General features: G+C 67.0%; 17 protein-coding genes. 6 read left to right on the plus strand and 11 right to left on the minus strand.

Annotation, left to right across the window (positions count from 1 at the left end; translation table 11 throughout):
• Positions 1–17 precede the first annotated feature (17 nt).
• Genes RXV90_RS09410 through RXV90_RS09420 form a run of 3 tightly spaced genes read left to right on the plus strand, consistent with a single transcriptional unit; the run spans position 18 to position 668 of the window.
• Entirely contained in the window at positions 18–194 is a 177-nt protein-coding gene (locus RXV90_RS09410) for a hypothetical protein (protein WP_316648353.1), read from the plus strand.
• A 12-nt stretch (positions 195–206) separates the two neighbouring features.
• A complete protein-coding gene (locus RXV90_RS09415; RefSeq protein WP_316648354.1) occupies positions 207–365 on the plus strand; it encodes a hypothetical protein in 159 nt (52 codons plus the stop codon).
• A gap of 3 nt (positions 366–368) precedes the next feature.
• Positions 369–668, plus strand: a complete 300-nt coding sequence (locus RXV90_RS09420; protein WP_316648355.1) for a hypothetical protein — start codon at positions 369–371, stop codon at positions 666–668.
• A gap of 2 nt (positions 669–670) precedes the next feature.
• Here RXV90_RS09420 and RXV90_RS09425 read toward each other — a convergent pair whose 3' ends face one another.
• From RXV90_RS09425 to phnG, 3 genes are read right to left on the minus strand one after another with little or no spacing between them, the layout of a single operon-like run.
• Complete coding sequence (locus RXV90_RS09425) at positions 671–1783, minus strand: carbon-phosphorus lyase complex subunit PhnI (RefSeq protein WP_316648356.1); 1113 nt, start codon at positions 1781–1783, stop codon at positions 671–673.
• Position 1784: 1 nt separating this feature from the next.
• Positions 1785–2351, minus strand: a complete 567-nt coding sequence (gene phnH / locus RXV90_RS09430) for a phosphonate C-P lyase system protein PhnH (protein ID WP_316648357.1) — start codon at positions 2349–2351, stop codon at positions 1785–1787.
• On the minus strand, positions 2348–2806 hold the full coding sequence (gene phnG, locus RXV90_RS09435; protein WP_316648358.1) for a phosphonate C-P lyase system protein PhnG: 459 nt from the start codon (positions 2804–2806) through the stop codon (positions 2348–2350). The genes phnH and phnG overlap by 4 nt, the downstream gene beginning before the upstream one ends.
• Positions 2807–2888: 82 nt before the next feature.
• Between phnG and phnF the strand changes: the two genes are divergently transcribed.
• Positions 2889–3629, plus strand: coding sequence for a phosphonate metabolism transcriptional regulator PhnF (phnF, locus tag RXV90_RS09440; RefSeq protein ID WP_316648359.1), 741 nt, complete (start codon positions 2889–2891; stop codon positions 3627–3629).
• Positions 3630–3730: 101 nt separating this feature from the next.
• On the opposite strand, the gene RXV90_RS09445 is transcribed toward phnF, so the two are convergent.
• The gene (locus RXV90_RS09445; RefSeq protein ID WP_316648360.1) at positions 3731–4294 is read right to left on the minus strand and encodes a VPLPA-CTERM sorting domain-containing protein; all 564 of its coding nucleotides are present in this window, start codon (positions 4292–4294) and stop codon (positions 3731–3733) included.
• Between the two features lie 216 nt (positions 4295–4510).
• Positions 4511–4741, minus strand: coding sequence for a hypothetical protein (locus tag RXV90_RS09450; protein WP_316648361.1), 231 nt, complete (start codon positions 4739–4741; stop codon positions 4511–4513).
• Between the two features lie 92 nt (positions 4742–4833).
• Between RXV90_RS09450 and RXV90_RS09455 the strand changes: the two genes are divergently transcribed.
• Positions 4834–5523 (plus strand): helix-turn-helix transcriptional regulator, encoded by a 690-nt coding sequence (locus tag RXV90_RS09455; RefSeq protein WP_316648362.1) that lies wholly within the window; start codon positions 4834–4836, stop codon positions 5521–5523.
• 6 nt (positions 5524–5529) lie between these two features.
• On the opposite strand, the gene RXV90_RS09460 is transcribed toward RXV90_RS09455, so the two are convergent.
• Positions 5530–7080 carry a phytoene desaturase family protein gene (locus tag RXV90_RS09460; protein WP_316648363.1) on the minus strand — a complete coding sequence of 517 codons (1551 nt, stop codon included), beginning with the start codon at positions 7078–7080 and terminating at the stop codon, positions 5530–5532.
• An 88-nt stretch (positions 7081–7168) separates the two neighbouring features.
• Positions 7169–8098: an aldo/keto reductase gene (locus tag RXV90_RS09465; protein ID WP_316648364.1), complete on the minus strand. Its 930-nt coding sequence runs from the start codon at positions 8096–8098 to the stop codon at positions 7169–7171.
• A 193-nt stretch (positions 8099–8291) separates the two neighbouring features.
• On the opposite strand from RXV90_RS09465, the gene RXV90_RS09470 reads away from it, so the two are divergent.
• Entirely contained in the window at positions 8292–9188 is an 897-nt protein-coding gene (locus tag RXV90_RS09470; RefSeq protein WP_316648365.1) for an AraC family transcriptional regulator, read from the plus strand.
• A 12-nt stretch (positions 9189–9200) separates the two neighbouring features.
• Here the strand turns inward: RXV90_RS09470 and RXV90_RS09475 are convergent, their stop codons facing one another.
• From RXV90_RS09475 to RXV90_RS09490, 4 genes are all read right to left on the minus strand, one after another.
• Entirely contained in the window at positions 9201–9989 is a 789-nt protein-coding gene (locus RXV90_RS09475) for an SDR family oxidoreductase (RefSeq protein WP_316648366.1), read from the minus strand.
• A 26-nt stretch (positions 9990–10015) separates the two neighbouring features.
• On the minus strand, positions 10016–11503 hold the full coding sequence (locus RXV90_RS09480; RefSeq protein ID WP_316648367.1) for a sugar ABC transporter ATP-binding protein: 1488 nt from the start codon (positions 11501–11503) through the stop codon (positions 10016–10018).
• Between the two features lie 22 nt (positions 11504–11525).
• Positions 11526–12476 (minus strand): substrate-binding domain-containing protein, encoded by a 951-nt coding sequence (locus tag RXV90_RS09485; protein WP_316648368.1) that lies wholly within the window; start codon positions 12474–12476, stop codon positions 11526–11528.
• A gap of 114 nt (positions 12477–12590) precedes the next feature.
• Positions 12591–13571 carry an ABC transporter permease gene (locus tag RXV90_RS09490; protein WP_316648369.1) on the minus strand — a complete coding sequence of 327 codons (981 nt, stop codon included), beginning with the start codon at positions 13569–13571 and terminating at the stop codon, positions 12591–12593.
• Positions 13572–13712 lie beyond the last annotated feature (141 nt).

Here is a 13712-nt window from a genome sequence, read left to right on the forward strand (position 1 = left end):
CGGGAAGGAGAACCGGGATGACCGAAGACGATCGCGGCTGGGGCAAACTCTTGGACTACATGGTTTCCGGCGCGCCGGGCTCCTTCGTGCTCTGGGGCATCCTCGCCTACGGCATCTGGGCGACCTTCCGCACCAACTGGCGCGATCACGACGGCGGCGCGCCCTGGCACCGCCGCGACGGGCAGGACGAGTGACGGGGCGGCCGCATGTTTGACTGGGCAGGCGACAATCCCGGCCTCGCCCTTCTCATCGCGGGGTGCGCGGCCTACGTTCTGGGCCCGATGATCCTTGGCAGATACGATCCCGACACGCCCCGGAAGTGGTGGGATCTTCGCCGGGTCGGCCGCCGCAAGGGGCGCAAATAGGCGATGCGTCACCTCATCTTCGGCGTGGTCTGGACAGGGCTTGCCGCGGCCCTCGTCGCGGCACTCTTCGCGTTCGGCCTCCTGGACGGCCGCGCCCTGCTCTTCCAGGCGGTGTTCCTGCTTCTGCCGGCGGCGGGCCTCTGGTTCACGCACCGATGCCTCCGCAAGCTCCGCCGCTATCGAAGCGTGCGGGTCGACGGCGACACCTACCGCTGGGCGGAACTCGACGGCGCCGACCACAGCGCGCCGACGGATCCCCGCATCGCCTGGGACGCGGACGACCGGAATTTCAGCGGCCACTGATCTCATTCCACCGCCTCCGTCCCGGGGCCCGTGCCCGGATCCGCCCCCGGCTCTTCCCCGGCCTCGCGCCTGAGCTTGCGCACAAGCTCAAGCTCCGACTGGAAATCCACGTAATGCGGCAGCTTGATATGTTCGAGAAACCCCGTCGCCTGGATGGTGTCGGCATGGTAGAGGACGAATTCGGCATCCTGCGCCGGCGCCCCCACGAAATCCTCGCCCAGCTCCTCCCAGCGCAGCGCCCGGTCGACAAGCGCCATCGAAATCGCCTTGCGCTCCGACTGGCCGAAGACAAGCCCATAACCGCGCGTGAACTGCGGCGGCTCCGTCTTCGACCCCCTGAACTGGTTCACCGTCTCGCATTCCGTCAGGGTGATCTCGCCGATCTCGACGGCAAACCCGAGTTCTGGAATCTCCACCTCGACGCTGACGGCCCCGATCCGAAGCTCGCCCACGAAAGCGTGGGTCCGCCCGTAGCCGCGCTGCGTCGAATAGGCGAGCGACAGGGCAAACCCCTCGTCCGCCCGCGCCAGCGCCTGAAGCCGCAGCGCCCGATCGGCGGGCATCGCAAGGGGCTCGCGCGTCAGGTCCGGCGGCGCGCCATCCTCGCGCGGCGCCTCCTCGATCAGGCCCTCGCGGTTCAGGAAACCTGTCACGTGGGGCACGTCGCCCCCGGGCGCGTCGCGCACCGGCGCGTCGGGCACCTCCCCCTCCGCGGCCAGTTTGAAATCCAGAAGCCGGTGGGTGTAATCGAAGGTCGGCCCCAGGATCTGCCCGCCCGGCAGGTCCTTGAAGGTCGCCGAAATGCGCCGGTCGCAGGCCATCCGCCCGGTCTCGACAGGCACCGACGCCCCGAAACGCGGCAGCGTCGTCCGATAGGCGCGGATCAGAAAGATCGCCTCGATCAGGTCGCCCCGCGCCTGCTTGATCGCCAGCGCGGCCAGATCGGCGTCATACAGCGATCCCTCCGCCATCACCCGGTTCACGGCAAGGCTCAGCTGCTCGCGGATCTGCGCGATCGAAAGCTCGGCCACGGCCCGATCGCCCCGCCGCTCCTCGGCCAGCCAGGCATGGGCGTTCTCGATGGCGCGTTCGCCGCCCTTCACCGCCACATACATGCTAATCCACCCGCGTCGATCTGGGCAGCGCCGCAATGCGCCCGCCACAGGTAAACAGGAAATCAAGGCCCATCGGATAAAGCGCCGCATTCGCCCGGAACGCCCCGGTCTCGGGCAAGGACAGCACCGCGCTTTCGCGAATGCCGGGGCCGCTCAGCCGCGCGCCCCGCGCCTCGAGCCGATCGCTCTCGACGATCAGCGTCGCAGACCGGTCGGGATAATCTGGCGTCCCGGCCGGATAGGCCGACAGCGGTCCCAGATCCGCCCAGCGCCCCAGCGCGAACATCGCATCGCCCGGGCCGGTCAGCGGCGCGCCTGTGTGAAACGCGATCCAGGCCCGCACCGCGTCGGTATCGGCGGGCCCGGCAAGATGAAGCGGCGTGTCGCTATCGCAAAGCGTCAGCAACGCAACACCGGCAGCCACCGAAAGGGGCGCGGGCGGGGCAGCCCCCGTCACCTCGTGGATCGTCCCGGGGCGCGCCATCGCCTCCATCACCGCCCGAAACGCGCGGGCGGCATCCGTCGCCGGTGCGGCGAACCCGCCCTCAAGCATCGCGGCCTCCCTCATGCGTCCTCGCCCCGCACCATCGTGAAGAACTCCACCTTCGTGGCCGCCGCCTTCCCGGCACGCGCCCTGCGCCGCGCCGCCGCCTCGGCGACCAGCGGCTCAATCACGGCGCGGCGCAAATCCTCCGCCGCCTCCGTCTGCATCAGCGCATCGACAAGTGCCGCGGCCTCCGCATCGGCCTTCCGGCGGCCCTGAACATAGGCATGGCCCACCGCGCCCGATGCCAGCCGCAGGGCACAGCGCGTCACCGTCACCTCGCCCAGGTTGAACGGCGCGCCGGTGCCCCCGGCCCGGCCGCGCACCATCACGCTGCCCACCTCGGGCGCCCTGAGCCACTCGAAGGCAGGCCGCGCCATCGCGGCGTCCAGCAGCGCGGCCACCCGGCCCCCCGCCGCTTGCGCCATCACCCCCATCCAGGCTTTCCGCACGCCCCCGGCCTCTGCGCCCTCTTCCATCTCGACAACTTTCCGGATTACTATACAACTAGACACATCATACCGGAATCCCCCAGGACGGGACAGCGGAGTTTTGTGAAAAGTGAATGACGCACGACGATCCGCCGCCCCCCGCACCCCGATCTGGCAGGCCATCGCCCAGGCCCTGACCAGCGACATCGCCGAAGGCCGCTACGGCCCCGGCGACAAGCTTCCGACCGAGGCCGCATTGGCCGCGCGCTTCGGGGTCAACCGCCACACCGTCCGCCACGCGCTGTCGGGCCTCGTCGAAAAGGGGCTCGTCCGCACCCGGCGCGGATCAGGCGCCTTCGTCATCGACACGCCCACCGACTACCCGATCGGGGCGCGCGTCCGGTTCCATGAAAACGTGATCGCGGCGGGCCGCAGGCCCGAAAAGCGCCTGCTCGATCTCGAACGCCGCGGGGCGACGAGGGGCGAGGCCCGCGCGCTCCACTCTGCCCCCGGCGATCCGGTCTGCGCCTATCACGGGCTGTCGCTGGCCGATGGCGTGCCCATCGCGGTCTTCGAAAGCGTCTTTCCGCTGGATCGCCTGCCCGGCATCGACGCGCGCCTGAACGAAACCTCCAGCGTGACAGAGGCGCTGGCCCGCATTGGCGTCGCCGATTTCACCCGCGTCTCCACCCGGCTGACGGCAGTCCGGGCCGATGCCGCGCAGGCCCTGCATCTCCGGATCGCCGAAGGCGACCCGCTCCTGCGCACGACCGGGCTCAACGTCGATGCAGATGGTGTGCCGGTGGAATACGGCCGCACCTGGTTCGCGGGCGACCGCGTGACGCTGACCATGGAAAGCGAGGCCCCCTGAAATCCGCCGGGGCCGGGGCCTCGCGCTCACCAGCCAAATCAACTGCCCCTGTCCCCGGACGGCTTTCCCACGAACCGTCCGGGGACAGGCGCGCTGTCACATCACGCTTCGGCTGTCTTCCGGCGTCTGGCCGCAGCCAGAACGCAAAAACCGCTCAGAAGCAGAAGTGCGGGCGCGGGCAGAGGGACCTCGGGAGGCGACACATCGCTCGGTGTGAACCGCGCAAAGACTTCCTGTTCCCCATCGAAACTCGCACTGTAGGGCGACGAGAAAATGGCGTTTGATGCCGGGTAGAAGTTCCCGAAGTTCCAGGTTAGGAAACTGTTGTTTGCCGGATTGTACCCATAGGGCACGAAAATCACGCAGTACTCTGCCGTCAGGCACCCGTCGGTCAGCGACGGATCCATGTTGAAGGCTTCATTCTCCGGCAACAGGAACAACGTGGCGATCGCCTGAATAGCGGCTTCGGCATCCGCCTCGTTCAGATCGAAATCGGTGCCGCTCGCACAGTCATAGACCGTGTTGCAAGACCCATCGACGAAGGTGACATCATAGAGCGTGCCATTGACATCCAACTCGGCAATCCCTGAGGAACTCAGGGTCGCACCGAACGCCGATGTGACTGGCAAAAGCGCCGCCAGCGCAATCGATAAAAGTCGAAACATAGATTCCCCCACAACTTTTACAGACCTCAGTGCACCCGATACCGCCTGCAACGAAAATCCCCCCATTTGGGGGGGTATGACCGCCTAAGCCCATGATCCGCCTGCCGGATTGGCAAGGCACGCGATGCGAACAGGCTCTGTGAAACGCCCCCTGCCCCGCAACGGAAACGGCGCGGGTCTTGCCCGCGCCGCAAAGGCTTTCGTGCTGAAATCCTTTTATCCGAAAGACGGATCCTCGAAGAAACTCGGAAACTCCACCACGTCATCGGCAAACTCGAAAGTCGGCTCGATGCCGATGCCGGTGCCGTCATAGGCCACACCATTCGTTCCCCAGACGCCCTCGATCATCAGAACCATGATCTGAATGTCCCCCGCATCCGGCTGACCGCTCCCCACCTCGGTCGAAACCGTCGCAGCCGCTGGTGACTTGAACTGAAACTCATCCATTGGATTTCCCTGATCTACTTAAAAAGTGTGCAATTACAGAGACTTGCATTCAAAGACCCCCAACGCTATCCCTCCAAATGGGGGGATCCTGAATGCTGATCGAAAAGGCGGCGGCACTGGAAAGCCAAAACAGCGCCGACGCAGTCTGGGCCTTCGCGTTGGGGGCCTTTCGCGCGGCCGGCCTGCCCCACGTCATCTACATCATGACCAATGCGGAACGGACGAACCTCGAACTTCGCACCAACATCCCCCAGCTCTACACCGCCACCGATCCGGGGCAGGATCCGTTTCTCGATTATTGCTGCCACAGCTACGAACCCACCCGCACCGGGATCGCCTACCTGCCCGATTACGGTTACCTGCCCGACAGCGCCCAGCGCTTCATCCGCGGGGCCGAAAAAGTCGGGTTCCGCAGCGGCTTCGGCCTCCCGATGCACCTCGAAGGATCCCCCCGCTTCGGCGGCTTCAACATCGGCTGCGGGCTCAGCCGCGACGCTTTCGAAGACAGGTTCGCCCCGCTGATGTCCGACGTTCAGGCCTTCTGCTTCCTCGTCCACCGGCGGCTCGGCGAACTTGCGAAGGATCCGGGCCACCTCATGGGCGGGCTCAGCCCGCGTGAACGCGAAATCCTGACGCTCATCTGCAACGGCGCCTCGCGCAAGGAAACCGCGAAGGAACTGAACCTCTCGCCCCATACCGTCGCCGAATACTCGAAATCGGCCTACCGCAAGCTCGGCGTCAAGAACCGCGCCGAGGCCGCGCGCCACGTCTTCGGCCAGTAACGCCCGTCAGGGCAGCGCACGAAACACCATCGGGTCGACACCCGACGCCGCAAAGATCCCGCCCCAAAGCGCCCCGGGTATCCCCGGGCTCATCACATCCTGCCCGCCGAGATAAAGCCCCGGCACCGGCGTCTTCGCCTGCAAGGCCGTGCTGAACACCCGCTCGGGCGTCACATCGATCCCGTAGAACGCGCCATGGTGATGCCCCGTGATCGCGGTCGTGGAAAGCGGTGTCGAAAGGTTGCGGAACACCACCAGCTTCGCCAGCTCCGGAAACTGCGCCTCGAACTGGGCGAAGAGCACCGCCTCCACCTTCTCCTTGGAGGCCGCATAGCTCTCGCCCCGCGCCCCCGGCTCCAGATCCGCCCAGCGCTCAACCGCCGACCAGTCGGTCCAGGCCACCAGCTCGCCCGCGTATTTCCGCGCGGGCCCCGGATCGTGCGCGGCATCCTTCAGCGAGGCGAAGGACACGAACATCCCGGGCGGCGGGCTGTCGGGCGCATCCGTCCAGACGACATCGACCGCGCCCCCGGGATAGATCCAGTGGTTCGCCCGCGTCGCCCCCGCCGCCTCGATATCGCCCTCGAACCCCAGGAACAGGCTGAAATGCGCCACCGAATGCGGCAGCGCGTTGATCGCGGCGGCCCAGTCCTCGTACCCGCTGCCTTCGGGCAGAAGCCGGTTCACCGTCTCCCGCGCCCCGATATCCGAGATCACGGCACCGGCGCGGATCTCCGCGCCCTCCGCCGTCCGCACCCCCACGGCCCGGCCCTCCTCGATCAGAAGCGTCTCAACCCGGGTGCCGGCCCGCGCCGCGCCCCCGGCCCCGGTGATCGTCGGCAGGATATGCGCCGCAAAGGCCGCCCCGCCGCCCTCCGGATACCACGCCCCGCTTTCAAGGTAGGATCCATAGATCAGCGCATGCATCGCGAAGCTCGCCTTGCTGGGCCGCCCGCCATGGTCGAACCACTGCGCGGCGAAGGCCGCGGCCAGCGCGGGGTTGTCGGTGATCTCGTCGATCACCTCCTGCGTCGTCCGCCCGCACCAGCGCTCGATGGCGCGCCCGTGCCACCACTTCACCGCCGCGCCGACGATATCGGGCAGCGCCCGGGTCAGCGTGATCTTCATCATCGCCTCCCGGCCCTCCCGCAGCGCAGCGATCCAGGCCTCGATCGCCTCGGCCTCATCGGGAAACCGGTCCTTCAGGTCGCGCTCCTGCGCCTCGTAGGGCCGCGACAGCGCCAGGGGCGGCGCATCGCCGATATGCAGCATGTCGTAAACCGCCCCCACCGACGTGAATTCGATCGGCGTCTCCGACAGCCAGTTCAGGATATCCCGTTCGCGGTCATCCGGCGCGACGCAATTCAGGTAATGAATGCCCGCGTCCCACTGAAACCCCTCCATGGAAAAGCTGTGCGTCAGGCCGCCCAGCGTCTGGTACTGCTCCAGAAGAAGCACCCTATGCCCCAGCTTCGACAGCGCGGCCGCCGCGGCCATCCCACCGATGCCCGATCCGATGACGATCACATCCCAGTCGGCGTCCCCGGCCTCTGCCATATCGCTGTTCCCTTCGCGGCGCGTCGAACCCCTGCCGGGCCCACCAGCCGATCCTGCGCCCGCGGGGACAGCGGCGCCTTGATCGCGATCAATCCCGCGCCTTACCCCATGAAACGCGCGTCGCCCAGGCCACCCCGTCGCCCCGGTCCATCGTCGCGATCAGCGCCATGTCGCCCGCGTCGATCTCGAACCCGAACAGGTCGATGTTCTGCCGCATCCGTTCGGGGTTCAGGCTCTTCGGCAGCACCGGAAAACCCCGCTGCACGGCCCAGCGCAACAGAACCTGCGCCTCGCTCACCCCGTATTTCCCCGCCATCGCCTTGAAGGGAGAGGCCTCGTCCGCCCCCGCCGCCCGCATCTCGTCGGTCTTCGCGCTGGCCTGCCCCGGCGCGGCCCGCCAGTCCGACAGGGGCACAAGCGAACTGTAGGCAATGGGCAGAATGCCGTTCCCGGCCATATACCCCAGAAGCGCGGGCTTCTGCGTCCAGGGGTGCAGTTCGATCTGGTTGTATTCGGGCAGGGGCAGCCCCGCGGCCCGGATCTCTTCGATATGGGCCTCGGTGTAGTTGCTCACCCCGATCGCCCGCGCCTTGCCTTCGGCCTTCAGGTCAAGAAGCGCGCGCCACTCGTTCACCCGCTCCGCGCCGCCCGACGGCGCGTGGATCAGGTACAGATCCACATGATCGAGCCCCAGCGCCGTCCGCGACGCCTCGAAGGCCGCGAGGGTTTCGTCATAGCCCTTCGGCGCATCCCCCCAGGCGGGGTTCCCGGGCCAGAGCTTCGTGGTCACAAAGATGTCGCCCCGGCCCAGCCCCTGCGCGGCCATCCCGGCCCGGATCCCCTCGCCCACGCCCGCCTCGTTGAAATACCCCGCGGCGGTATCGATATGGCGATACCCCGCCTCGATCGCGGCGGCCACCGCGCCGGCGGCGTCGGCATCGTCGATCAGGTAGGTGCTGAAGCCCACCATCGGCAGGCCCTTCGCATCGGTTGTCCCGGCTGCGGTCGGATTGGTCATGATACGCCCTTTCGCTTGTTCCGAACGGCCCAGGGGGCCTGTATATCCCGATCCTCCGAACCCTAGCGGCCGACAGGCCACCTATCTTGTTCAATCCTCCCCAATCCTTGCCAAATCCTCCAACAGACAAGAAAATTGGCAAAACTCGCGAAATACCCTGCTATGCCCGTATCACCCCGAAGGAAACCGGCCCATGCCAGACCCGCTCATCGAACTGGCCACCGATCTCGCCCCCGCCGATGGCAGCACGCCTCTGGGGCTGGGCGACGCCGTGCTCCTTCGCCGCAGCCATCCCTCGGCGATCGAGGGCACGCTCTACCGCCCGCTCCTCTGCCTGATCCTCCAGGGCGCGAAATCGGTCGGGGCGGGCGCCCTCTGCGTCCACTGCCCGGCGGGCCACGCGGTTCTGGTCAGCCATGACCTCCCCGTCCTCTCGCGCATCACCGAGGCGTCCCCCGACATCCCCTATCTCGCCCTCGTCCTCCCCATCGACCTCGCCCTCCTCCGGGGCTTCTATGACAGGATGCCGGATTTCGACGACGGCCCCGCGCCCCCGGGCGCGCTGATGGGCCACCCCGCCGACCCCGATCTGCGGGGCGCCCTCCACCGCCTTCTCGCGATGGTCCGCGACGGCGCCGCGCTCCCGCTCCTCGGCCCGATCCTGCTGGAAGAGGTGCACGCCCGTCTCCTCGTCTCGCCGCAGGGCGCGATCCTGCGCCGCTTCCTGAAACGCGACGATCCCTCGAACCACCTCACCCGGGCGATCCGCTCGATCCGCGGCGCCATCGACCGGCCGCTCTCGGTCGGCGCGCTGGCCGCGCAGGCGGGCATGAGCAAGTCGTCCTTCCACGCCCATTTCAAGGCGGTGACGGGCCTCTCCCCGGGCCGGTACCAGAAGGATATCCGCCTCCTGGAAGCGCGCCGCCTGATCCTCGAAACCGAGGCGCCGATGTCCGCCGTGGCCTTCGACGTGGGCTATGAAAGCCCCGCCCAGTTCAGCCGCGACTACGCCCGCAAGTTCGGCCGCCCGCCGCGCGAGGATCGGAAGGGCGAACGCGACAGCCGCGCGCCCGAACCGGCCGGCGCCTGACGCGCCGGCCGCTCACCAGCAGCAGAAGCCGCCGTCCACCAGCAAATCCACCCCGGTGCAGAACGACGAGGCGTCCGAGGCCAGGAACACCGCCGGCCCCACCATCTCGTCCACGCTCGCCATCCGCTGCATCGGCGTCTGGCTTTCGAATTCCTTGGTCTGGTGCACCATCTCGGGCCGCGTGTTCATCGGCGTCGCGGTATAGCCGGGCGAGATCGAGTTCACGCGCACGCCGCGACCCACCCATTCCATCGCCATCGATTTCGACATGTGGATCACACCGGCCTTCGAGGCGTTGTAATGCACCTGGCTCAGCCCCCGGTTCACGATCACCCCCGACATCGACGCGATGTTGATGATCGATCCCTTGCCGTGCTTCAGCATCGCGTTCGCCTCGGCCTGGCAGGAAAAGAAGACACCCTTCATGTTGATGTCCATCATCGTCTGGTACTGCTCTTCCTCCATCTCCTCGGCGGGGTTCGCATTGGCGATCCCGGCGGCGTTCACCGCGATCCCGAGGGGGCCAAGCACCCCTTCCGCCTCCGCCACCGCTGCGTCCAGCGCGGCGCGGTCGGTCACATCGGCGGAAATCGTCAGAACCTTCCGCCCCGCGCCCTCGATCATCGCCTTCGTGTCGGCCAGCCCGCCATCGGTGCGCCGGTCGAGGCAGGCAACATCCGCCCCGCATTGCGCCAGCCCAAGCGCGATGCGCTGCCCGATGCCGCTCCCCGCCCCCGTCACGAGGGCGACACGGCCCGACAGGTCGAACAGGGCGGGGGCGTTAAGCGTGATCTCGGTCATCTGATCGTCCTTCTTTGTCTTGCGCCTCAGGCCGTCGCCAGTTCCATCACCGAAACGTCGTTGGCCTCGCTATGGTCGAGAATACCGGCCTGCCGCCCCGCCGCCATCACGAGGATGCGGTTCGACACGCCCAGAACCTCCTCGAGGTCGGAACTCACGACGATCACCGGCACCCCGGCCTCGGCAAGCCCATGAATGATCTCGTAGATCGACGATCGCGCGCCCACGTCGATCCCCCGCGTCGGCTCGTCCAGAAGAACAACGCTCGGGTTCCGCGCCAGCCATTTGGCGATCACCACCTTCTGCTGGTTGCCGCCCGACATCTCGTTGGCGTTCTGATGGCCGCGGCCCTTCACGCCGAAGCGCCGGATGTTCTCGTCCGCGAAACTCCGCATCTTCCGCTTCGACACCCAGCCCGCGCGCCCGACGGATTCGAAATTCGAATAGCCGATATTCTCCTGGATGCTGTGCGGCAGGATCACGCCCTGCAGCTTCCGGTCCTCCGGCACCAGGATGATCCCGTTCCGGATCGCATCGCCCGGCGACCGCGGCGTCACGTCCCGGCCGTTCAGATGCACCGTCCCCGCGGCGATCGGATCGGCCCCGGCGATCGCGCGCACAAGCTCCGTCCGCCCCGCGCCCACAAGGCCCGAGATCCCGAAGATCTCGCCCTTCCGCACGCTGAAACTCACATCCGAAAACGCGCCCAGGCGCGCGCCGAGGCCCTTCACCTCCAGCACGATCTCCTCCGATGGCACCGGCAAGGGCGGGAAAAGCTGGTCCATGCTGCGCCCCACCATCGCCTCCACGATGGTGCGCACCGGCAGGTCGGCGGTGTCGAATTCCTGCACCCGTGCCCCGTCCCGCAGCACGATGATCCGGTCGGCGATCTGCTTGATCTCTTCCAGCCGGTGGGAAATGTAGATGATCCCCACCCCTTCCGATTTCAGCCGCTCGATCTGGCGGAACAGAAGCTGGGTTTCCTCGCCGCCCAGCGCCGCGGTCGGCTCGTCGAGGATCAGAAGCTTCGCGTCATGGGTCAGCGCCTTGGCGATCTCGATCAGCTGCTGGCTCGCGGTGGACAGCCCGCCCACCAGCCGCCCGGGCGGCAGCTTCAGCCCCAGCCGCTCCATCCCCTGAAGCGCGCGGCGCTGCATCTCGCGGCGGTCCACCCCGCCCGCCCGCGTCGGATAGCGTCCGACGAACATGTTCTCCGCGATCGACAGGTGCGGCAGCAGAAGAAGCTCCTGCTGGATCATCCCCACCCCGGCATCGATCGCCTCCTTGGGGGTGGCGGGCGCATAGGGCGCGCCCAGCCACGTCATCTCGCCGGAACTGGGAAGAACCGCGCCGGAAATGATGTTCGACAGCGTCGACTTCCCGGCACCGTTCTCGCCCAGAAGCGCCACGACTTCCCCCGCATGCACATCGAGGTCCACATTGTGCAGAACCTCGATGGGCCCGAACGACTTGCAGATGTTCCGCAAGGTCAGGATCGGCGCGGTATCGGTCATGGCGCGACGTCCGGGGTTCGGATCAGGGGTGCTTCTCGACGAACTGCTGCGCGTTGTCGCAATCGGTCAAGACCGCGTTCGGGATCTGCCGCGCGGGCACGGAAGCACCCTTCGACACGGCAATCGCCGAATTCACGGCCAGCACACCCATCGCCTGCGTGCTCTGCGTTGCGGTCACGACGAAGGGCGTGTCGCAGCGGGCGAGCGATTCCAGCGCGGCCACGTCGCCGTCATACCCGCCGACGACGATCTGATCGTCAAGGCCCGCGGCCTGCACGGCCTTCGCGGCACCCATGGCGATGCCATCGGCCTGGCCGAAGATCATCTTCAGGTCGGGATGGGCCTGCAGCATGTTCTGACCGATCGAAAAGCCTTCGTCGGGCGACCACATCTGCGTCCACTGCTGGGCGACAAGCTCAACCCCGGGGTTCTCGTCGATCGCCATCTTGCAGCCTTCGAAGCGCTGCACCTCGGGCGTCGTGCCCTTCTGGCCGTGGATGATCACCATTTTGCCTTCGCCGCCCGCGCGCTCGATGATCGACGAGCACACTTCGTAGGACGACATCACGTTCTCGCCGTAGATCACGGTATCGCCGGGCTCGCCCTCGGGCTCGCGGTCGACGTTGATCACCGGAATGCCTTCCTGGCGCGCAAGGCGGGTCGGAACGGCGGCGGCGGCAGCCCCGGCAGGGATATAGATGAAGGCGTCGATACCCTGGGTGATCAGGTCCTGCACCTGGCTCACCTGGGTGGCGGTGTCGCCCTTGGCGTCCACGGTGATCACCTCGATCCCCAGCGACGCGGCATAGTTCTCGACGCCCAGCTTGATCTGGTTGAAGAAGTCGGCCTGCAGGTTCGGCACGGCGAGGCCGATCTTCTCGATCCCCACGCCCACATGGCTCTCGGCGGATGCCGAGGCTGCCACTGCCGTCAGGGCAGTCGCCGCCAGCATCGTCTTGATCGCGGATTTCATCAAACTTTCCTCCTCATTGGTTGGCCCCTCATTCCCTGTGGGACCGGTTGCGCTCGACAAAGGCGAGCCATTCGATATGCGCCCCGGGGGATCATCCCCCGCGGGCGTTTTGTGTCAGCGGCTCGCCCGCTTGAACGTCTCCGCCGCCACGGCCAGCACGATCACCAGCCCGATGATGACGGCCTGCAGGAAGGGCGAGACCGACAGAAGGTTCAGCCCGTTCCTCAGAACCCCGATGATCAGAACGCCGATCAGGGTGCCGACGATGCCGCCGGTGCCCCCCGACAGGCTCGTGCCCCCGATCACGACCGCCGCGATGGCATCGAGCTCGTAAGCGATCCCGATCGTCGGCTGCACGGCATCCAGCCGCGCGGCCAGCAACACGCCGCCCAGCCCCGACAGCGCGGCGCAGGCGGTGTAGACCATGATGGTCATGCGGCTGACGTTGATCCCCGCAAGCCGCGCCACCTCCGGATTGCCGCCGATCGCGTACAGGGCGCGGCCCTCCTGCCGGTAGCGCTGAAACAGCCAGGCGGCGACGAAGACGATCAGCATCACCGCCACGGTCATGGTCAGAAACCCGCCATAACGGATGATCGCCCCCATGTTGAACCAGGCCGGAAAGCCGATGATCTGCGACCCGTTGGTGATCATGCTCGCCAGCCCCCGCGCGATCGACATCATCGCAAGGGTCGCGATGAAGGCGGGCACGGCGAAGACCGTTATCATGAACCCCGACACCGCCCCCGCCAGCGCCGAGGCCAGAAGCGCCCCGGTGATCGCCACGCTCATCGGCAGCCCGGCCTCCACGTTCAGATAGCCGAGGATCATCATCGACAGCGCCAGCACCGATCCCACCGACAGGTCGATCCCGCCGATCAGGATGACGAAGGTCATGCCGACCGCCAGGATGCCCAGCACGGTGATCTGGTCGAGGATGTTCAGGAAATTCCGGATCGACAGGAAGGAATCGGTCGCGATCGACAGAAAGGCGCATAACAGCAAAAGCCCGATCAGGGGGCCCGTCGCACCACTCAGCGAAAAGGCGTCCTTCAGAACGCCAAGGCCAGATCGTGGTTGCGATGCGTCGGCCATTCTCCCTCCCGTCGCGCCTTGGTCGCATATTTATTCACATACGATGGAAAATGCTTAGCTGAGCAATTCTGGCCTGTCAACCGGAACTCAGGAAGCAGCGCCCAGCAACGCATAACTTCTCCGCTGCAGCGCACATGCGCG

It is taken from the genome of Ovoidimarina sediminis (assembly GCF_032586175.1).
Classification (GTDB): domain Bacteria; phylum Pseudomonadota; class Alphaproteobacteria; order Rhodobacterales; family Rhodobacteraceae; genus Ovoidimarina; species Ovoidimarina sediminis.

What these genes read in the sequence shown, in the direction of transcription:
- RXV90_RS09445 (WP_316648360.1), bottom strand. Translation starts at nt 4,294, where the DNA reads ATGTTTCGACTTTTATCGATTGCGCTGGCGGCGCTTTTGCCAGTCACA.
- RXV90_RS09485 (WP_316648368.1), bottom strand. Translation starts at nt 12,476, where the DNA reads ATGAAATCCGCGATCAAGACGATGCTGGCGGCGACTGCCCTGACGGCA.
- RXV90_RS09425 (WP_316648356.1), bottom strand. Translation starts at nt 1,783, where the DNA reads ATGTATGTGGCGGTGAAGGGCGGCGAACGCGCCATCGAGAACGCCCAT.
- RXV90_RS09470 (WP_316648365.1), top strand. Translation starts at nt 8,292, where the DNA reads ATGCCAGACCCGCTCATCGAACTGGCCACCGATCTCGCCCCCGCCGAT.
- RXV90_RS09450 (WP_316648361.1), bottom strand. Translation starts at nt 4,741, where the DNA reads ATGGATGAGTTTCAGTTCAAGTCACCAGCGGCTGCGACGGTTTCGACC.
- RXV90_RS09410 (WP_316648353.1), top strand. Translation starts at nt 18, where the DNA reads ATGACCGAAGACGATCGCGGCTGGGGCAAACTCTTGGACTACATGGTT.
- RXV90_RS09455 (WP_316648362.1), top strand. Translation starts at nt 4,834, where the DNA reads ATGCTGATCGAAAAGGCGGCGGCACTGGAAAGCCAAAACAGCGCCGAC.
- RXV90_RS09420 (WP_316648355.1), top strand. Translation starts at nt 369, where the DNA reads ATGCGTCACCTCATCTTCGGCGTGGTCTGGACAGGGCTTGCCGCGGCC.
- RXV90_RS09465 (WP_316648364.1), bottom strand. Translation starts at nt 8,098, where the DNA reads ATGACCAATCCGACCGCAGCCGGGACAACCGATGCGAAGGGCCTGCCG.
- RXV90_RS09490 (WP_316648369.1), bottom strand. Translation starts at nt 13,571, where the DNA reads ATGGCCGACGCATCGCAACCACGATCTGGCCTTGGCGTTCTGAAGGAC.
- phnG (WP_316648358.1), bottom strand. Translation starts at nt 2,806, where the DNA reads ATGGAAGAGGGCGCAGAGGCCGGGGGCGTGCGGAAAGCCTGGATGGGG.
- RXV90_RS09460 (WP_316648363.1), bottom strand. Translation starts at nt 7,080, where the DNA reads ATGGCAGAGGCCGGGGACGCCGACTGGGATGTGATCGTCATCGGATCG.
- RXV90_RS09480 (WP_316648367.1), bottom strand. Translation starts at nt 11,503, where the DNA reads ATGACCGATACCGCGCCGATCCTGACCTTGCGGAACATCTGCAAGTCG.
- phnH (WP_316648357.1), bottom strand. Translation starts at nt 2,351, where the DNA reads ATGAGGGAGGCCGCGATGCTTGAGGGCGGGTTCGCCGCACCGGCGACG.
- RXV90_RS09415 (WP_316648354.1), top strand. Translation starts at nt 207, where the DNA reads ATGTTTGACTGGGCAGGCGACAATCCCGGCCTCGCCCTTCTCATCGCG.
- RXV90_RS09475 (WP_316648366.1), bottom strand. Translation starts at nt 9,989, where the DNA reads ATGACCGAGATCACGCTTAACGCCCCCGCCCTGTTCGACCTGTCGGGC.